This window comes from Nocardia sp. JW2 (assembly GCF_051843015.1).
In the GTDB taxonomy this organism is placed as follows: domain Bacteria; phylum Actinomycetota; class Actinomycetes; order Mycobacteriales; family Mycobacteriaceae; genus Nocardia; species Nocardia coubleae.
Genome location: NZ_JBPXLK010000011.1, coordinates 170,067 through 190,939 on the forward strand (window position 1 = coordinate 170,067; position 20,873 = coordinate 190,939).

At 62.0% G+C, this 20,873-nt stretch carries 11 protein-coding genes; 5 read left to right on the plus strand and 6 right to left on the minus strand.

Annotation, left to right across the window (positions count from 1 at the left end; genetic code table 11):
- Positions 1-15: 15 nt before the first annotated feature.
- The 5 genes from ACSVDM_RS17850 to ACSVDM_RS17870 all read left to right on the plus strand — a co-directional run bounded on the left by ACSVDM_RS17850 (position 16) and on the right by ACSVDM_RS17870 (position 11,962).
- A complete protein-coding gene (locus tag ACSVDM_RS17850) occupies positions 16-2,877 on the plus strand; it encodes a helicase-related protein (RefSeq protein ID WP_439266308.1) in 2,862 nt (953 codons plus the stop codon).
- A 2-nt stretch (positions 2,878-2,879) separates the two neighbouring features.
- Positions 2,880-7,469, plus strand: coding sequence for an Eco57I restriction-modification methylase domain-containing protein (locus ACSVDM_RS17855; RefSeq protein ID WP_439266310.1), 4,590 nt, complete (start codon positions 2,880-2,882; stop codon positions 7,467-7,469).
- A 73-nt stretch (positions 7,470-7,542) separates the two neighbouring features.
- Positions 7,543-8,823: a hypothetical protein gene (locus ACSVDM_RS17860; protein ID WP_439266312.1), complete on the plus strand. Its 1,281-nt coding sequence runs from the start codon at positions 7,543-7,545 to the stop codon at positions 8,821-8,823.
- Positions 8,824-9,465: 642 nt separating this feature from the next.
- Complete coding sequence (locus ACSVDM_RS17865; protein WP_439266314.1) at positions 9,466-11,256, plus strand: M91 family zinc metallopeptidase; 1,791 nt, start codon at positions 9,466-9,468, stop codon at positions 11,254-11,256.
- Between the two features lie 43 nt (positions 11,257-11,299).
- On the plus strand, positions 11,300-11,962 hold the full coding sequence (locus ACSVDM_RS17870) for a hypothetical protein (protein WP_439266315.1): 663 nt from the start codon (positions 11,300-11,302) through the stop codon (positions 11,960-11,962).
- Between the two features lie 12 nt (positions 11,963-11,974).
- On the opposite strand, the gene ACSVDM_RS17875 is transcribed toward ACSVDM_RS17870, so the two are convergent.
- The 6 genes from ACSVDM_RS17875 to ACSVDM_RS17900 form a co-directional block, all read right to left on the minus strand.
- On the minus strand, positions 11,975-12,508 hold the full coding sequence (locus ACSVDM_RS17875) for a DUF4232 domain-containing protein (protein ID WP_439266317.1): 534 nt from the start codon (positions 12,506-12,508) through the stop codon (positions 11,975-11,977).
- Between the two features lie 74 nt (positions 12,509-12,582).
- The gene (locus ACSVDM_RS17880) at positions 12,583-13,617 is read right to left on the minus strand and encodes a lysozyme (RefSeq protein ID WP_439266319.1); all 1,035 of its coding nucleotides are present in this window, start codon (positions 13,615-13,617) and stop codon (positions 12,583-12,585) included.
- Between the two features lies 1 nt (position 13,618).
- Complete coding sequence (locus ACSVDM_RS17885) at positions 13,619-13,942, minus strand: type VII secretion target (protein WP_439266320.1); 324 nt, start codon at positions 13,940-13,942, stop codon at positions 13,619-13,621.
- Positions 13,939-15,444 (minus strand): CBS domain-containing protein, encoded by a 1,506-nt coding sequence (locus ACSVDM_RS17890; RefSeq protein ID WP_439266322.1) that lies wholly within the window; start codon positions 15,442-15,444, stop codon positions 13,939-13,941. The genes ACSVDM_RS17885 and ACSVDM_RS17890 overlap by 4 nt, the downstream gene beginning before the upstream one ends.
- Positions 15,445-15,516: 72 nt before the next feature.
- Entirely contained in the window at positions 15,517-16,785 is a 1,269-nt protein-coding gene (locus tag ACSVDM_RS17895; RefSeq protein WP_439266323.1) for a TIGR02679 domain-containing protein, read from the minus strand.
- Positions 16,734-20,867 (minus strand): TIGR02680 family protein, encoded by a 4,134-nt coding sequence (locus ACSVDM_RS17900; RefSeq protein WP_439266325.1) that lies wholly within the window; start codon positions 20,865-20,867, stop codon positions 16,734-16,736. The genes ACSVDM_RS17895 and ACSVDM_RS17900 overlap by 52 nt, the downstream gene beginning before the upstream one ends.
- Between the last annotated feature and the right edge of the window lie 6 nt (positions 20,868-20,873).

Sequence of the window (20,873 nt, forward strand, 5' to 3'; positions counted from 1 at the left end):
CCAGGAGTACCCCTGATGACCACCGTCGAGCCTCGCCCGCTCAACGTCGCCCCCGGTTCGATCGTCGTGGTGCGCGACGAGGAGTGGTTGGTGACCTCCGCCGAGCAGGGCTCCGACGGTTGGCTGCTGCGCGTGCGCGGCCTGTCGGAGCTCGTAGCCGACACCACGGCCACGTTCTACGACAGTCTCGACGACATCGAGGTCCTGGATCCGGCGAAAGCGCGTGTGATCGCCGACGGCTCGTCCGGCTACCGCGATTCCCGCCTCTGGCTCGAGGCCCTGCTGCGCAAAACCCCGTTCCCCTACGGCGACCAAACCCTCACCGTCTCCACCCGCATGCTCGCCGATTCCCTCGGCTACCAGCGCGCAGCGGTCGCCAAAGCCCTTGACCCCCAGCACATCCGGCCGCGCATCCTGCTCGCCGACGCGGTCGGTCTCGGCAAGACCCTCGAGATCGGCATGATCCTGTCCGAGCTAGTTCGACGTGGGCGCGGGGAGCGCATCCTGATCGTCACCCCCAAGCACGTGCTCGAGCAGATGCAGCACGAACTGTGGTGCCGTTTCGCCCTGCCGTTCGTGCGGTTGGACTCGACCGGTATCCAGAAGGTCCGCCAGAAGCTGCCCGCGACCCGCAACCCGTTCACTTATTACAAGCGGGCGATCATCTCGATCGATACCCTCAAGAGCCCGCGCTACAAGGCCCATCTGGCTCGCCAGCATTGGGATGCGGTGGTCATCGATGAGTCGCACAACCTCACCAATGTCGGCACCCAGAACAACGAGCTGGCCCGTGTCCTCGCCCCCAACACCGAGGCCCTGATCCTCGCATCGGCGACCCCGCACAACGGTCGCGAAGAGTCCTTCGCCGAGTTGTTGCGGCTGCTCGATCCCACCGCGGTCGCCGCCGACGGTTCGTTTACCAAAGAGGACGTGCAGAACCTGCTGATCCGCCGCCATCGTCACCACGACGAGGTTGCCGCGGAGGTCGGCAGCGACTGGGCCGAACGCGCCGAGCCGGTACACAAGCTCGTCAGTCCGTCACCCGCCGAAGACGCTGTCGCCCGTGAACTTTCGCAGGTCTGGTTGCATCCCGAAAACGGCAGCCCGTACTCCGGCGAGACCAAAGGCCTGTTCCCCTGGACACTGGCCAAAGCCTTCCTGTCCTCGCCGGCCGCGTTGCGCGAGTCGATCAACCAGCGCCGCGACAAACTACGCGACGGCACCCCGGAGCAGCGCGTCGAGCTGGCCGCGCTGGACAACCTCGCAGACCTCAATGACAAGGCGTTCACCGAATCCGCCGGCAAGCAAGCCGCTTTGGTGGATCGTCTGCGTGAAATCGGCGTCGGGCCGAAGTCGTCGATGCGCGCCGTCGTGTTCGCCGAACGGGTCGCCACCTTGAAGTGGTTGACCGAATCCCTGCCCGCTGCACTGGGTTTGAAGCGGGAGAGTATCGCGATGCTGCACGGCGGTCTCTCGGATGTGGAGCAGCAGGAGATCGTGGAGAGCTTCAAACTGGAGACCTCCCCGATCCGGGTTCTCGTCACCGGCGACGTCGCATCGGAGGGCGTGAACCTGCATGCCCAGTGCCACCACCTGATCCACTACGACATCCCGTGGTCGCTGATCCGCATCGAACAGCGCAACGGCCGCGTCGACCGATACGGCCAGAAGTACCCGCCGGTCATCTCCTCCCTGATCCTCGAGCCCTCCGATCCCGAATTCTCCGGCGACCTGCGCGTCCTGTCACGCCTGCTGGAACGCGAAAACCAGGCCCACACCACGCTCGGCGATGTGGCGTCCCTGATGGGCAAACACAGTGTGACCGAAGAAGAATCGGCAATCCGTGATGTGCTCGCGGGCAAGGCCGAACTCGACGCCGAGGTCCGCACCATTGACGATGTCCTCGACGGCGACGATTTCGATTCCTTCTTCGCCCAGCTCGACACCGACTTCACCCCGGCGTTCCCCGAACTCCCCCGTCAGAGCCTCTACCCCGACGACGTGAGCTACCTCGACGAGGCACTGCGCGCCGCCTTCGAGGATGTTCCCCACGCGGAGCCCGCCAAGGGTGGGGTCGGCTGGTCCGTGCACGCCAATCACGGGATCGCCGAACTGATCCCGCCCAAGGACCTGCGTCAACGCCTGTCCCAGCTCCCACAGAACTATCGCGACAAGGGCCAGATCGACAAGCGCCTAAAGCTCGCCACCTCCACCCAGGTCGGCGATGCCCAGCTGCGCGCCGCCCGCCAGGGCAAAGGCATCAACGGCACGACCTGGCCCGAGGCCCACTACCTCGGCCCGCTGCACCCGATCCTCGACTGGGCCAGCGACCGCGCCCTATCGGCGCTCGGCCGCAATCAGATCTTCGCCATCCGCGGCAAGGTCGATGCCGTCACCGTAGTGCTGATGGGCACCCTGATGAACCGCCGCGGCCAGCTCGTGTCCCGAGTGTTCTCCACCGTCGAGTTCCCTGACCCCGAACGCCCGAACTTCGCGATCCCCAGCCCGCTGGAGAGCCTCGATTTCCTCCTCACCGAGACCGGTTTGAAGCCGAACACCGCCAACCCCGGTCCGATCCCCGATCCGGATCGTTTCCAGCAGCTGATCCCCATCGCGGTCGACAAGGCCACTCAGTCGATGAAGCTCGTCCTCGACCACCAGGAACGCTCCGCCAACGAGCGCCTCGCGCAGTGGCGGCAGCGCGCCGACCGCTGGTATTCCGGCGCCGAACAACTCGAACTGTTCGGCACCCAGAAGAAGAAGGTCGACACCTACGCCCGCCGCATCGCCGAGGAACAACGCCTCGCCGAATCCCTTGCCCCCACCCAGCAGCTGGTGCGTCCGCTGCTGGTGATCGTCGCAGACAAGGACCAGTAATCATGGCCTCTTTCGATTCCATCGTCGTCGGCGAGGACTGGATCAGCGAGCACTACTTCACCACCGATTCGGTGAAGGAGTCGTTCCACGGCAAGGTGATGGAGCTGCGCAAAGGCTGGGACGCCGAGGCCAAAGAGGGCCGCAAAACAGTCCGCAGCTCCCTGCTGTCCAGCGCCGGTGAACTGCACACCGCCCTGGGCGCTCTGGCAGAGAACCCCGAAGCCGCCCCGAAGGCGCACGCCCAGGTGCGCGCCGCCTTCGGCTTCGACGGCGAACTCACCCCCTTCACCGCCGAACGCGCCGGATCGGAACTGCTGATTCCCGACGCCCAACTCGCAGGCACCCCCAATGTGCTGTTCCTGCAAGCAAACCCCGTCGAATCGATCGAAGACTTCCTCGGCACCGGCACCCTGATCACCACCGCTACCGAAGACGGAAAACCCCTCGAATCGGCCTCCAAGACAGTGTCGGCCGCCTTCCGCTCCAACACCCCACCCGCCTTCATCGTCGTCCAGGCCGGCCGCTGGCTCCTGCTCGCCGAAGCCGAACGCTGGGCCGAAGGCCGCTACCTCGCCATGGACCTGCTGGTCGTCGCCGAACGCCGTCACGACGCCCGCGGCGGCGAAATCGACCGCGCCGCAGCCATCTTCGGCCACCAATCCCTCCGCCCCGACGCCGACGGCAACATCTGGTGGACCAGCGTCCTCGAAGACTCGGTGAAACACACCGTCGGCGTCTCCAAGGACCTGCGCGAAGGCATCCGCCTGTCCATCGAAATCATCGCCAACGAGGTCGTGCGCCGCCGCCGCAACAAGGGCCTCACGATGGACGGCATCGACGGCAACGACCTCGCCAAACACTCCCTGCGCTTCCTGTACCGAATCCTGTTCCTGCTCTACGCCGAGGCGTCGCCGGAGATGCAGGTGCTGCCCACCGGCGCCGCCGAGTACGAGGAGGGTTACGGCCTGGACCGCCTCCGCGAACTCACCCTCACCGAGTTGGTCTCCCACCACGCCCGCACCGGCACACATCTGTACGACTCGCTGAAGAAGCTCTTCGACCTCGTCGACCAGGGCCACAAGCCTGCCGTTCGGGAGAACGTCACCGACGACCCGGCTCCCGGTCTCGAGTTCAACCCGCTGCGCGCAGACCTGTTCTCCCCCAAGGCAACCGCCCTCATCGACGAAGTCGGCCTCGGCAACGAAGCGACCCAGCAGGTCTTGGCCCACCTCCTCCTCACCAAGGAGAGCAAGACCCGCAAGGGCGGTGACCGCGGCTTCATCAGCTACGCCGAACTCGGCATCAACCAGCTCGGCGCGGTTTACGAAGGCCTGATGTCCTACACCGGCTTCTTCGCCGAGGAAGACCTCTACGAAGTAGCCAAGGACGGCAACCCCGAAAAGGGCTCCTGGGTCGTCCCGGTTCACCGCGCCGACCACCTCTCCGAATCCGACTTCGTCCGCACCGAAGACCCCATCACCGGCGAACTCAAGCCCGTACTCCACCCCAAGGGCACCTTCGTCTTCCGCCTCGCCGGCCGCGAACGCCAACAGTCAGCCTCGTACTACACCCCCGAAGTCCTGACGAAATTCGTCGTCTCCCAGGCCCTAGAGGAACTCCTCGACCAAGACGACCACCGCACCACCCCCGAAGAAATCCTCTCCCTCACCATCTGCGAACCCGCCCTCGGCTCCGGCGCCTTCGCCATCGAAGCAGTCCGCCAACTCGCCGCCGAATACCTCAAGCGCAAACAAGAAGACCTCGGCGAACTCATCGACGCCGACCAATACACCTTCGAACTCCAAAAGGTGAAGGCCCACATCGCCCTCCACCAGGTCTACGGCGTCGACCTCAACGCCACCGCCGTAGAACTAGCCGAAATCTCCCTCTGGCTCGACACCATGGTCGCCGGCCTCCAAGCCCCCTGGTTCGGCCTCCACCTCCGCCGAGGAAACTCCCTGATCGGCGCCCGCCGAGCCGTCTACGCCCCCAGCGACCTCGCTAAGAAGGCCTGGCTCAAAACAGTCCCGAAGGACGTCCCCCTCGGCACCGAAATCGGCGCGGGAATCCACCACTTCCTCCTCCCCGCCGAAGGCTGGGGCGCCGTCGTCGACACCGCCGAAGCCAAGACCTACGCCCCCGAGAAGCGCGAACAACTCCGCCTATGGCGCAACGAAATCCGCAAGTCCCCCTCCAAAGACATCACCAAACGCCTGGTCTCCCTCGCCCAACGCGTGGAAACCCTGTGGGACTTCACCCTCCGCCGCCTTACCATCGCCGAGTCCGAAGTCCGCCGTGACCTGCGCCTGTGGCGCAGTGAGCCCACCGACCATGTCCCAGCGGTCACCCGCGAACAGATCGAAGCGGTACTCAACGACGAGAACGGCTCGTACCAGCGCTTGCGCCGCGTAATGGACGCCTGGTGTTCTCTGTGGTCGTGGCCAGTCACCGGACACATCACGGCACCGGACTGGGACCAATGGGTCGGTGGCCTCGAAGCGATCCTCGGCACCGCCGCCAAGGCAGGCAAGTTCGAAAAGTACGGCCAAACCAGCTTCGCTTCCGACCTAGACTGGTCCGAACTCGACATCGCGGAAGACAACGACCGGGTCTTCGCCCAAGCCCAGTCCGCCGAAACTGCGGCCGCTGAATTCCCTTGGCTGAACATCGCTTCCAGGATCGCCCGTGCGCAAGGGTTCCATCACTGGGAAATCGACTTCGCTCCTGTCTTCGCACGCGGCGGATTTGACTTGCAGGTGGGTAATCCGCCATGGGTGCGACCGGATTGGGACGAATCAAGCATCCTTGCCGAGTTCGACCCGTGGTGGATGCTCGATCAACGAGCCCTATCTGAGACGGTTCGTCGGGAGAGACTCGAGATGGCGCTTTCCGATATGGAAGTCCGATCGAACCTGCTAGTTGAACGAGCGGCGCAGTCAGGCCTAACCGCAGCTCTCACCTCTGACACACTTCACCCCGTCCTGACGGGGCTACGTCCTGACCTGTACCGCTGCTTCATTGATCAAACTTCGCGCGCGTTGTCTCCACACGGAATAATTTCCCTAATCCATCCAGACAGTCATTTTACCGAAGTAAAGGCGCGAACATTGCGCACCAGCACCTACCGTATGCTTCGCAGACACTGGGCCTTCAAGAATAATATGTATATTTTTCGCGAGATCAGCGACAAGCGCGACTTCGGTGTGCATGTGTATGGCCAACCGCAAAGGCGCGTAAATTTCCTACAGGCTAGTTGGCTATACCATCCAAGCGTCATTGAAAGATCGCTTGTTCACGACGGGCTGGGCGACCAACCTGGCGTGCGCGACAATAATGACAATTGGGATACCCGACCCCACTCGAAGCGCATCGTTCGCGTAGACGACACAGTCCTGTCTCGGTGGTCAGCGTTGATAGATGAGCCCGGAACGCCGCAAATAGAGTCACGGATGCTCTATCCAGTAAACGAGGCATGCGCGGCCGTACTCGACAAACTCGCCGCGGCACCTCGACTCGCATCGACCAACTTCAGCTGGACTCCGGGGTGGAATGAAACTAATGACCGCAAAAATGGATACTTCGAGTCACGGCCCAGCACTCCAACAAACTGGCAAGATGTTATCTACCAGGGACCGCACATAAGTGTTGCAAATCCACTGTTTAAGCAGGTAAACGCTCGGGCAATGAATCAGCAGGACTACAGCGACATCGATCTCACAGCGATTTCTTCCAACTTCATTCCGCGCACAAACTATCAACGCGCGATACCGATTAAGGAATACTTGGCCAATTATTCACAATGGGACGGCGAGCCAAGTACTGTCAATTTCCGGCTGGCATGGCGAGAGATGGCGGATACCGCAACGGTCCGGACCCTGCATTCTGCAATCATTCCCCCCGGCCCGCAGCACGTGCTAACAGTATACTCGGCAAAGATGGCCACTGATGACCTCGCCGTGGCCGCAGGGATCTCAGCATCAATTGTCAGCGATTTCCTGATAAAAGTGGCAACCAATGGCCATATCAACGCATCAACTCTGGCTCGGATTCCACACATACGAGGGCACATCCTTGAGACAAACCTCATCCTCAGAGCACTAAGATTGAACTGCGTCACTGACGCTTATCAGCCTTTGTGGAACGAGCTGCACAGTTCCACATGGCAATCCAACTCATGGGTTCCAGATATAGATCCAGGCTACCCGAGGGACCCAAATGTCGGTATCTTGCCTTCGGAGTGGGACCGCCACATCCCGTATCGGACCGCAGCGGACCGCCGCCAAGCCCTAATCGAAATCGACGCCATCGTCGCCGTAATGCTCAACATCACCGCCGTAGAACTCCTAACCATCTACCGCTCGCAATTCCCCGTCCTCCAAAAATACGAACGCGAAGCCCTCTACGACGCCAACGGCCGCCAACTCCCCACCAAACTAGCCTCCGAATACCGCAAGAAGGGTTCCCTCCCCTCGTCAGACCTGACAGTCGACGGCATCACCTACGTCGAGCCGTTCGCCGGCGTAGACCGCGAGCGCGACATGCTCCTCGCCCACGAACATTTCACCCGCCTCGCCCGCACCCACGACTCCTGAGACTCCTGAACCCCAACGGCGCGACTCACAAGATGATCATGAAACCAGTTCACAATCGTGTTAAGGAATTCTAGTGCGAGCCACCGCTGACATCGACACTGCAGTCACACTGATCTCTACACTGCTTCGGTCGAAAGTAGAAGTAGATGAGGAAGGGTACAAGTTTCTATTATCGAGTCGCGAGATTACCCTTTCTCTAACTCATGAAAAGCTGGCGGAAATCCTAGAAGACGTAAACGGCTATAGAATCATCGAAGAGACGTCCGTGGCACTAGGCAGAAGTTTTGAAGTCCTCCTGAGGAGAGATTCAGGATTTGCGAACCGCGCTGTGCTGCGCAACGGGAGAGGGATGTGCGTTTCCGACCCCCAAGGGGGACGATCCTATACGATAGGGGCTGCAACCTCCTCGTACGCTTTATTTCTGTTACTGAACATACCACCAGGTACAGATCTCCGCAGATTACGTGGGGCCGTGCCGATTGGCTACTATATTGAGCGCATGTCCCGGCCCGATGAACCCATCGGCGACGCCGTAGAAGTTCTCGTGAGATACCTGAATCTGCGCACTTTACGTATAGAATCCCAAACGATCGTACCGGCTGACAAATGGCAGCGACTTGTCGATGCGTTCCTATTTAGCGTTGGCTACAATCTTGATGTAGCCATTACACAAGAGCGCTATATCGAAGAACTGGTTAGACCAGCCCGCATCTCCCGTCTACGACGTTCCGATCCCGAAGATATGGATGCCCCACGACGTGAGTACATTCCAGATCTCGTACATCACTATCAGTTAGGCGTCTCCGCCGAAAGCCCGATGCTAGAATACTTATCCTATTACCATGTAGCGGAGCACTGGTTTGAGTCAGTGTATCATGAAGATCTGGTAGCTAAACTACAGAAGCAAATAACTAGCCCTGGATTTTCCTTCAAGCGAACAAAGGACGTAGAGAAAGTCATCCGCACAGTTACACGTGCCATCCAAGTTAGGAATGACGAGCATGTCATTAGCGAGCTAGTAGCACTGAGGTTGACACTTGAGCGGCACGTCGATATCGAGTCCCTTGCTGACGACCTGGAAGCCTTCGAGCCAGGGCTTGTAAACTTCTTCCGGCAGGAAAAAGTGGGATTCTGCGACGGAGATATCGTCGATCTCAGCCATGCAGACCGCGCGTCTGTTTATCTAGCCTTATCAAAGCGAATATACAAGACACGCAACGCTCTAGTGCATAGCAAGGATGGCGCCAAGGCACGCTTCATTCCATTTTCCCATGACAAACAGTTGATACAAGAGGTTGCCTTAATGCGCCTACTCGCCGAGCAAATCATTGTCTCTAGCTCGACTATCCTCTAACAGCCGACCAGAAAATTGACCGCATTTGCGCCATCATCACCTGACGGCCCTCGGTATTGTCAACCCAGGTACGGTTCTGCTCGGCGTTCCTTGAAATGTTCGATCCTCAGCCGGACGCTCTGGTTCATCGACAGGCTGACTAGTTCATTTGCGCTGACAAACCGAACTTCGGTGGATTCGCTACTCACGGCAATTTCGCCACCGACAAGCCGCCCGAGGTACGTCACGGCGAACTCCTGCCGTACCTCTCCGTCCGCCTACTCGATCACATGCGCCGGGGCGGTGTAGAGGCCCAACCTCATCTCCAACGATTACCGATGATCATGTTCACAGCAGATCAAACGCTCAACGGCCTACGCGCCAGCAACGACCCTCCGGGTAGCTGAAGGCCTGAACTTCTCGATCGAAGTTGCTTCAATCCAACAACTCGGGATCCGAGCGAGGGGCTCGCTCTTCGAGCGATGACGAACAATGTGCCAACTGCGCATTCGGGTAACGATCGCAAGGCTACATTCGACAAGGTCGGCACCGCGGTGCTGACCGCATTGAGCGACTGTGCCGACGCTGTCACCAAGACTGTCGAGGCGCTGAGTCCGTCGATGGAGCGACTGCCGCGGCCCTCACGAGCCAGCGGGAGGCGTAATGGCTCTGAGCTGGTCGGACGTGGTTTCGTGGGATTCCGAGAAGCTCGTCGGTGCGGCGCGCGCACTGTCGCACCGCTGTACGTCGGTGCGTGATCTCGAAGGCTATATCTCGAGGTCGTCCGCGCTGGCCGGCTGGACGGGTGCGGCGAAAGAAGCGGCGCAGCAGAGTCTGCTGAAATCGAAGACAGAGCTCAGTCGAATCGCCGGAATCGTCGAGCCCCTCAGACAGGTGGCGATCGACCGCGCCGACACGATGGATCGACTGCGAACCTGCGCACGCGATGCCGAAACCTGGGCCGCCACAGAAGGTTTCGAGGTCGCCGCGGATGGCTCCGTGAGCGACATCTGGCAGCGCGATGGGCGCGACACCGACCTGACCGATGCCGAACGCGCGCGACGCACCACCGTGCGAGCGGAAATCGTCACCTCGGTGGCGACCATCGTCTCCGAAGCGCAGGCCGGCGACCAGCTGACGGCCAGCGCCCTTCAGACTGCGGCAACAGAACTGGGCGGTGGCCTCGCTCCTGCAGGACAACCCGACGTCGTGACGACAGACAAAGCCGTGGTGATCAAGACAGGCGAAGGCGACGACAAGGTCGAGGTTCACGAAGACCCTCAGACCCACGTCGTCACCGTCACCGTCAACGGACAGAAGTACGAATACGAAGGCCAGCAGGCGCAGAACATCACGATCTTCACTGAGGGTGGAAATGACACCATCAATGTCGACCCGGGCACCCAGGTCGGATTGAAGCTCGAGGGTGGAGCGGGGAACGACAAGATCCAAGGTGGCGGCGGAAAGGACTACATCAACGGAGCCGGGGGCGACGACATACTGGGCGGCGGCACCGGCGACGACGTCGTCTACGGCGGCGACGGAAACGACACGATGTTCGGTGGCAACGGCAACGACTACCTCGAAGGCTCCGCAGGCGATGACACTGTCTTCGGTGGATTCGGAAACGACACGGTGTCGGGCGGTCTCGGCAACGACCGGCTGCAGTCGGGAGGTGGCGACGACAAGGTCTACACCGGTGGCGGGGGCGATTCCGTCGGCAACGAAGGCGGCAACGACACCATCTACGCGCAGGTCAGCGAGGACTCGGTGTCCGATGCCGGGCAGGGTGGCAACAACAAGGTCGTCAATGTGGTACTCACCGACATCCCGGACAACGTCACCGTGACCGGATCTCCTGAATTCCAGGATCGGGTTCGAGCAGACCTGGAGTTCATGCGTTCGTCTCCGACAGGGCAGCAGATGCTCGCCGGTCTCGGCGAAACACCGCACAACGTCAACATTGTCGAAGGCGCAACGGGAAAGGACTCGGCCGTGGCAACAGACCCTCGCGCCGCGGATCTGGGCGCCGATGGCAAGCCCGGGGCCGGTTCTGCCTCGACGATCGTTTACAACCCGCGCGGAACTACCTTTTCCGAGGTCTCGTCCGAGTACGCAGGCGCTGCGTTCGATCACCATCCGCCGATTACCACGCTCTACCATGAAGCGGCCCACGCCTACGACGAAACGCACGGCACGATGCGGCCGATCACCGAGGTCTATACCGGAGACGACGCCGTGGATCGCGAACGTCCGAACGCGAACTCACCGACCGGAAAAGGCATGTTCGAGCGCGAACGCATTGCGGTCGGTCTGACAATCGACCATGACAACAACCCCGATACGCCGGAACAGCTGGCCGACGAAGACGAGCATCCCTACGCGTTGACCGAGAACGCGCTACGAGAGGAGCTGGGTATCGCGCGCCGTGATCACTATGCGCCGCCGAAGTAGCCGGACGGTTCGCATGGGTCGGTGCGGGGCTCTTGCGTGGGCGATGACGCTGACCATCGGAGGATGCGCCGACAGTCCGGTTGACTCAGTGGTACGCCATACTTCGATTCCGTCGGCACCACCGCACGAGGCGACGTCCACGAAGGAATCCGAAGCGCACTGGTGCGAGCCTGCGCCTGCGCGGGGGGACGACCAACTCGAGTTCACCGTCGATCTCGAGGCCACGCGCACCGAGCTGACGATCCGCTACTCCCTGGTCAATCAGCGCCCAACCACTGTCTTCGCGGTCAACAGGATTCAACAGGATATAGGTTCCGGCTCGCCCCGCGAGCGACATTACGTCATCCCCCGTACTGATGGTGCCGTGGAAATCAGTCAGCGTGCCTTCGTCTACAGATCGCCGAATTGCGTTGTCCCCAGATCTGTCCCATTGCCTCCCCCGCTCGGGACGTCTATCGCGCCCGGAGCCACACTTCGCGACACTGTCCATGTCACGTTGCCGCTGAGCATCCAGCATCCCGAGGGTCCTTCTGCTTCAGAGCATTTGGCCGCGCTGTCGGGACCGCCTTACGCAGTATCGTTCTGCTTGGGCATTTCCCCCACCGCCGCAGCCGACACGGTCGATATCGACGGTGAGATGTTGCACGACGGATTGCTGCTGACTCCGGAAACTGTGGTGTGCAGTTCTCCCAGGCGCTTGCCCTGACGCGGACTGACCTCAGCGAACGCCCTCGAAAGCTCCGCTGTAGGTACCAGGGCGCGTTGCCGCGTCCTGGAGGGAGACGTTCGACGCCCATGGAATGACGACCGGTGTCGCCGCACCCGGAAGGGTCAATTCGATGGTTGTCGTCGTAAGGCTCGCCGAACCCTCGCGCGGGGCCAGGTACACGATCGGAACGCGGACTTCACCGTTCGGTGGCACTGGCACAGTTGGCGCCTCGCCGGCCACGTGCTGCAGCGGCCAGCGATACTGCTCGGTCGTTGTGCCCCTATCAGGGTGATGGGCCGTCCCGATCAGGCTGACGTCGGGGAAACCAGTCAGCAGGCAATGGCCGGTAGAAACATTCGTCAGCAGAATCTGTTGCGTCGCCTGCCGACTGGCCTTCTCGGGTGGTGGCGCGAGATGTGCGTGCAGGGCGCTGTTGGTACAGCTCTGATTCGACGGGGCTGCGACCGTCGGCGTGTGAGTCGGCGCGCCGCCGGTTTCATCAGCAGCACTGCATGCACTGCCTATTCCGACAGCCACAACCATTACCACCGAACGAACGGCCCGGAGAGTCCCTGCTCGCATCTGTCTCCCTATGTCATCGCCGGATCGAGGGAACACTACGGCTTGCCGAAGAGATTCGCTTCATCCTGACGCCGTCTCACCAGCCCGTTTTGCTGATTCCCTTGTGAGTCGTAGGTGAATTTCGAGAATGCTTCTTGCGCCCCAGCGGTATCCCCAGCATTGAGTCTCGCCAGCACGTCCGAATTTTCAAGCCCGCCCGGCCCCACATTGTATGTAAAACTCACGAGTGCATCGAACTGATTTTGAGTTATCGGCACCTTCACGAGATTTCGCACCGCAGCTTCGGACGACGCCAGGTCCTGCTGAAGATACTTTTCGGCCTGCTCCTGCGTGATCTGGTCGCCAGGCTGCACACCGGCCGTATGGCCGTACCCGATGGTCCAGACGCCACCGGTATCCTGATACGCCTCGAGCTCTACACCCTCATGACTTTTCACCAAGGAAATGCCGGTCGGACTGACGCTGTACTCCGAAGCATCGTTGTGCGACGGTTTCTCTTCTGCAGCACCAGGTTTGGACGAAGCAATATCCTTCCGCTCCTCGTCCGACACTTCCATATTCAATGAAGCCAAAGCGGGGGCCAGCATTCCGATATCACTCGCGGCATCTTTGATTTTTGGAATCCGGGTGTCGAAAGCAGCCGATATGCTCCTAGCGTGCGACTGGAGTGTCAGTTCATCATTGCGGCTCCGGTCGTCCTCGTTGCCGCTGCTGGTTCGAACTGTCCACTGCTCGGACACTGCGTAGCCGTCGGTCATCAAGGCCATCACAAGTGTCGAAACTTGTCCGACCGGATATTCGATATCCTTGTGTAGCCCGCTGCACTCGTCCGCCAGGCGGCCATACGCATATGCGACATTTTTTGTCTGCGTATAGTCCCGGTCGGCACTAGCTGCCGCAGCCTCGCGAGCCGCACCGGACCAGTCCAGATCGTAGATCTTCCGCCGTACACGATCAGCCATGTCGTTCAAGGAATTTTCGACCGCCTCGGCACGCTGACTATAGCTTGCTATTTCCGAGATGGTCCACGACATCACTTCGGCCGGGGTCACCGATATCACGTCGGCCATGTCACTGTCCATCCATGGGACCGAATACGTTGATGCTTCCCATGTTGTTGAGACTATTCGCCAAATCAGTATCGACGTCGTTGAACGTGCGCGCAGTGGTAAATAAAAGGTGACTCATCCAAACATATCTTTTTCGGAGCGTAGTCTGCGCGGTGTTGCTGCCCGCGTCCGCCCCGTTCACGGCGTCCACCAGCGGCGAGAAGCGCATTGCGTTCTGCAGCTCTTCAGTCCGCAACGGAGGAAATTTGGTCGAGTCCTGGAATTCATCCGCTATCTTGTTGATTTCCCGAGCGGCGTCTTTGAGAGAGTCCGGCGTAATCTTCATCGGGTCACCGGGGTAACCAGCTTCAGGAGATCGAGCAGCTCTCTCGCGTCAGCCAGCTTCTGCGGCTCGTTCTCCGGAGCGTCGATGTTCCAGTGGGCGATTTCGTTCCGGTACCTGGCCACCGCACGGAGGCGTTCGACGATGCCTGCCTGTTCGAACGGCCAACCCAGCCACTTCCATACGGCGGGATTCTCGAACAGGTACGAGTAGTTGCCGAGGGTGAGATCTTCGGGTTTCTCGGCCTTCTTCTTGCCGACCGACTTCAGCAGATCCGGTGACATGCCATATATTGCGTGCCGCAGTCTGCGTTCCAGTTCCTCGAGCACCATGAACGGAGTGACCCTCGCTTCGAGTTCGTCGGCGAGGTCGGCGGCGGTCACGATGCCGGTGACCACGTTCTCGGAGTCGACGACGATGACGAAGCCGAACTTGCGGATGTCCTCCATCCGGCTGAACAACTCTTGCTCGCTGTGCGCCGCAGGCGGGAATTGAGCTGCCCGCGCGTCCCACAGTTCGACCCCTGCACCAGTGATGGACCGGTGGGCAATACTTTCCCAGGTAATGACTCCGAGCAACCGATGGTGGTCGTCGACAATCGGCAACTGCGACAGCCGTTTTGTCACCATCAGCTCGATTGCCCGGTGCAACGAATCGCTGCGCTTCACGGACACCACGTCCATCTGCTGGCGCACGTTTCCGACCCGCCATGTGAGGTCCTGCGGGGTCGCTTCGACGGCTTCACTTCCGCTCGCAGGCGAAGTTGCCTCGGTGTCTTCGGGATCGCTCGCGACCACGGTGACGATGCTGTCGAGCTGCACGGTCGTGAAGTCGGGCCGAACAGTGAGCCCGTGCCGCTGCAACGTGGAACCCACTTCTTCGAGAGCTTCGCTTGTTCGTCGGCCGAATCCCCAGAGCCCGAGAAGGTCTCGCACCGAGAGCTGACGCGAGCCCGCGGCATCCACGTCCGCAATGAGGGCATCGATATCGTCGGGAGCCGCGATCGCCCCGGAGTACCCGGGGTCGGTGCCGTTCTCGGCGAGCATCTTGACACGCTCCGCCGCATCGCGCCTGCTCAGTTCACTGACGGTGAGCAAGGTGCCCATGCTGTCGCGGAGGTCTCCTGAAATCGCCGCTCTCTCGACTGTTCTCAGCCACTTCACGGGACGGATGTGCCGGTATCCCGGAGGTTGGTCGGCTTGATACTCGTAGTCACCGGTCACCTGGCCGATAGCCACCACATCCCGATACTTCCTGGGCATCACGACGTAGTCCCCCACCGAGATCTCGTGCAGGAAGCGCCAGATCTGGTGTGCCCAGTTCTTCCGCGTCCGTGGGCTTTCCGCTGGGTAGCACTCATCCAGCAGCGCGCAAAGGTCATCGAATGTGCTCTGCTCCGAAAAGTCGTGACGGACTTCGGCCCACCCTGCGATGGCTGCCCCGGTCTCCAGGGCCGTTTCCTCGCGATGTCCGTCCCATCCCCCACGAACTGTCCACGCCCGCAATGTATTTCCCCTCCAGTCCGCCCGCCGTACTGCGACATCCCATCACACCACTGCCCCGCCGACCTGTCGAATTCACAGGTCGGCGATCAGAGCCTCCAAGACCGATTCCTCGTGGACCGCCTGCTCGGTACGCTCCATCACCGTCCTCAGTTCAGGCTGCCACGGTGTCGCGACCGGCCGGCCATTCAACGGTATGCGCGGTATTCCCGCGGCGATCGCCGCTAGATAGTCCGCCGGACCCATTCGCCATGGCTCCGCACCGGCGGCGATCATGCGGCCCGCGATGGCTACACCAGCCCAATCGAAGTCACCGTGGTAGCGGAGCCGGACGCGCTCCGCGAGTAACCGCCCGGCGGACGAGGGATTCCCACTGAAACAGACCACCGGGCGGCTGATTCCGGTTTCGGCGATACGTTGGAGGACCTGCGGATTCTCGCACCCACTCACAATCTCCCCGTCGGGAACCAACGCCGTCGGCGCCACAGCCAGTTCGGCCAAGGTCAGATGGCTTACCAAGCCCAGGTCCGCACGCATCCGCATCATCTGCGACCAGGTATCACGGCCGGGCGGGTGAAACCCCCAGACAAGGACGGTGCCGGAGACTCGGTCTGCGGAGACCCCGACCTGCTCCCAGAGGTCGATCCGGCCGCGCGGTGTTTGCGGGTCCTCGATACCGAGAGCAAAGCCGAGCCCGCGCAACGCGATTCGACCGGCGACCTGATCGGCATCGAGGGAGTGGGAAGACCCGCCGACGGTGGTCGCCAACTCGCCGAGCATCCGACTCGTCCCGGGGTCTACCAGCACGATCGAGAGCGCGCGCGCGGCGATCTCGAACTCCTTGACGGCACGCGGGCCACCTCGAACGAGCAGGGTCGAGCGATGCAACCACGCGATCCAGGACCGTGCCCACTCCGCGGCACCGAAGCCATTGTCCGAGACGCACCTTTCTACGTCGTCCCACAGTTTGCGCACCGCTTCGGCCCGTTCGATGCGCTCCGAAGGCCGATCCCGAAGCGGCCCACCGGTGAGTTCGGCGACAACGGGGACAAGCCCCCTTCCGGCAGCACTGTTGCGCAGAGAAGCGTCGAGGTCGGCAAGCCGCAATCGTCTGTTGCCTGCTCGGACAGGTGCTCCGAGGAGACGGGACAGATGCCGTGCCGCGGCCTCGTCGAGTTCGACAGCCACTGTGCCGCCGGCCTGATGCCCGTTGCTTTCCAAGCGCTTTCGGATTTTCAGCCACATCTGGGTCAATACCGGGTCGGCCAGGTACTCCCGGGCTCTTGCGGGCATCATGATCTCGACGGCACCATCTGCATATAGGTCTTGTTCTGGCCGTTCCATCGGATCCACGTCGGGATCACCGCACTACTCCCGATTCGGCGGATTTCGTAGATGTCGAGAGCGGGCACCTGCGGCACCGTGCCCCACAGCGCGTGGCCGGTCATCACGAAATCGATGTCGAGGCGAACCAATAGCCCCATCAACTCGCCGATCGCGCGTTCGTCGACTTTGGCGAAAGCATCGTCGAGCAAGACCAGGCGAAGCGCCCGATCGCTTTCGGGCAAGCCGGAGAGGAAACCGTCGGCGGCAGCGAAGAGGGCAACATAGGAAACGAAACGGGTTTCGCCCTGTGAGATCTTGGCTCGACGTGATATTTGACGACGCTGACCCTGTTCGGGTCCGATGATGGTCACCTGCACGGTGTGCCACGCACGGTAGTCCAACGCGGTGCGCAGGTGTGCGGCGTAGCCGGCCGAAGAGTCCGCGGCGTGCAGCAGGTCGACCCGGCGCCGGATCAACTCGACCAATTCATTGTCGTCGTCAGGGTTTCGCAGGTCGTCGGCGATGCGGATGAGTTTCATGATGCGCTGCAGTTCCGGGTCGGCGGTATCGAGAGACCAGGCGATCGAAACACCGATTCCGTAACTGGTCCGCGCCCCCGACAGGCTGACATCCATGGCCTTCATCAGCTTGTCTGCCTGGTCGACACGGTGCTCGAGCTCGGCGGCGACACCACCGAGAACGAATTCTGTGAACACCTGACGCTCGCGCTCGGACAGTGCAGCTCGACCTTGCCGATCGCGTTCGATGAGGTATTCGAGGACTGCTGTGCAGTCGTGATGCTCTTCAGCACCCTCGATTTGGACGAGGTAGGCGTCCGACTCCACCGACGTGGCTACATCGAGCTGACCACTGACCGCAGTTTCGAACCGCTTCAACGCGGCGAGCAGCGCGTTGACATCGGCTGGTTTCGACACCCGCCATGTCGCGCGGGCAGCCTGAACCACCCGGCGGACCCGCTCCAAATCCGCACTGTCGCCGATGCGCTCTACGCGTTCGGTCGACGCCGCATCTGCCAGGCCGGGAAGTCGTAGTCGCGTATCGAATACCGCTGCTGCTGTGCGCAAGTCGTCCCGACAGCGGGCAACCGCCCCGGAAGCGTCGTCGCGTTCGTGTTCTGCGACGGCCTTTTTCGTGGCGATGTCTTTTTCACGAGCGCGTAGGTCGCTCATCTTCCTTTCGGTCCGTAGGTGCGCTGCGGTGCTGCGCTCCAGCTCCGCCGTCAGCTCTTGGACAGTCAGGTCGAGTGCGGCATGCCGGGCCGCGACCTCGGCGGCCTCGGCCACCCATTCACGACGGTGTTGTTCGGCAGCGTTCTCGGCAGCGGTCCGCATCTGTACGGCGACGCCGAACTCCGCCGAAGGATCACCCACCTCATCGCTCACGTTGCGAACATCCTTGATCGCACGTTCCAGATCTCGGCAGGCCTCCAATGCCTCCACGCAGCGCTGCCTGATCGTCGCGAGCGCCTCGGCCGCAACCGGCAGATCGGCGCTGTCGCACAGTCGGCAGTGGCTCTGAAACTCCGCGCTCCAGGCGTGACGTAGCGCCGCGGCCGCTTGTCGCTGACTTGCGGCAGCGGTCTCGGCATCGGTCGCTTCTCCAGCAGAGGTGCGGGCGGCCTGGCGCTTCAACTCCAATGCGCGCGAGCGCGGAGCCGTGGTCAGGTGCGCGGCGAGAGCAGTTCGATCATCGTTGATCTCAGTAATCGAGTCGGCGCGATCCCTCGCTGCGGCTTCCAGCATCTCGAGCTGTTCGGCGATCGCCTCGAGTTCGGCCGCACGTGCGGCTGCTCGTGCCGCCGCACCGATATGCCGGGCTGCCGACGGGCTGTGCCGACCGGTCAGCGCACCGTTTCGCCAGGTGCCGTCGGGGCTGATAGACGCTGTGCTGTCAGGGTCGTTCCAGCCGATGCGGGCGAGGATCGCGTCGATCAACCTCGCGTCCGCGGCAGCCGCGGGATCTGGACGCAGGACAGCAGACAGCGGCGAGCCAGATGTCGGCGCGGACGGCGTCAGCAGGATTTCGCCGTCGGCGGCGCGAATCGAAGAGTCGGCGGTGACTGTCCCGGTGAGCAACCCCGATGCCAGCAGTGCGGCCTCGATTCCGGCCCGTTCGGCCGTTGTCACCTGTGGCTGGAAATCCACGGCCGCCCAGAAGGGAGTTCCGGAATGGACACGATGCCATGGCGCGAACGACGGTTCTGGATCGCGTTCGGCTTCGAGCTCGTTTCGGCGGTCGACGAGTTCGGCTCGTCGAGTGTCATCGGCTCGTTGCTCGTTGATCAGCGCCTGGCGGCGCAGAGCGAGCGCTTCCTTCACTGGTCCAGCGGCCAATCCTGCTGCAGCGTCGAGATCCGACAGCACAGAGTCGTCCTCGGTCGCCTCGCCGCACAGAGCCTCGTCATCGGCAGCGAGTACCGCGGCGAGTGTCGGCGGCCATTCGACGTCAGGCATCAGGCGCGTCGTCTCTGCGTCCGCGACCCACTCACACCATCGTGCATGCAGGTCGATCGCCATGTCGTCACGTGCAATCGCGTCCGCGGTCGCCGTGGCCCGACGCTCTTCGGCGAGTCCGGTCAGTTGTTCGGCCCGGTCCTCTTGGTCGAGCACCCGAATTTGTTCCCGATCGAGCCGATGTGCTTCAGACGTCCTGCGTTCCACAACCTGAGCGCGCTGATACGCCGCCTCCCCGCACCGCATCGTCGCGTCGGCCACCGCGGTGAGGTCGGCTGGAGTCACCCTGACTTCGAGGAGCGCCGGCCTGGTTACCGAGACCGGCGGCCCGTCCATCGAGTTCTGAATGGTCGCGGTGTCAGCGGGTCGGCTCTCGACCTCATGGCTGATTGTTTCCGGCAGGTCGCCGTGCCCGAGTCTCGACGCGCTCAGCCGGTCTTTGACCGTGCCGAGCAGCATGGCGGCCGTACTCACAGCCGCGCCGACCTTGCGGATGCGCCCTGCCACGGTGTCTGCCAGCTGCTGTTCCGTCCGGCGGGCAGATTCGGCGGCACCGAGGGCCGTTTCAGCGGTGAATCGCAGCAACGCGAGGCGCTCGTCTCGTAGTTGCAGCTTCTCCGCATCGGCAAATTCCGGCCGTTCTCGCAACACCTCGATCGCCCCGGCGAGGGTTTCCAGCTCTTCGCCGTACTCGCGGATCAACTCGGCGACGCTGCTGGTGCTCGAAGTCAATTCGCTGACTGTAGTCTGCGCCTTCGCGTATCGTCCCTGCGCCGCCTCCACTGCGGCCAAAGACGACTCCACCACGACCGCCCCCGCACCTAGCGTGGTCGCCGCGTAGCGCTGATACACCTGATGGAAGGCACGCACATGCTCGAGTGTTTCCGACAACCGCTGTTGTGCCTGCCGAGTTTCGGACAGATCATCGAGCCGTTCGCCTGCCGCGTCCAGCATCTGCTCGCTCAGCGGAGGTAACGCGTCCGACAGGATCTGCGGAAGTTTTCCCTCGTCGATGCGATTGCCGACATCGGGCGATCGAAGAGTGTGGAGCAACTGCATCAGACCGGTGAAGCGGTCGCGTCCGGTGTCACCGCGGAGACCGAAAACTCTGGTGCGGACGGACTCTCGGTGATGTTCCGCGTCACCGATCCGATGTGCCCCGACGAGCTCGGTGAGCTTGTCCTTCGGCAACGGATGACGGTCCGCGCCGATGAGCATCAGATCGTGCCCCACGCGGAGTTCCGTCGTGAAGAAACGGACTTCACTTCGTCGAGTCGACGCGCTGTACCTGATATGCGCACCGAGCGTCAGATATTCGTCTTGGCGCGACAGCTCCAACCACAGATAGCCGACCCGGTTGGTCTGCGAACCGATGCCGATGTGCATAAGTTCGTCCAGGCTCACCTTCTGTGACCCGGTCGCGTCCATCCGCCGACGGTCGGCGTCGAGCAGGAACGGCAACAGCATCTCCAGTGCCCTGGACTTCCCGGAACCGTTGCTGCCGCGCAGAATCAACCGCCCGCCCGACATCACGAATTCGGTGTCGATGTAATGCCAGACATTCACCATCCCGGCCCGCGAGAGCCGCCACCGGTCATCGAACTGCTTGATCGCCACTGCGCTCATGGCACC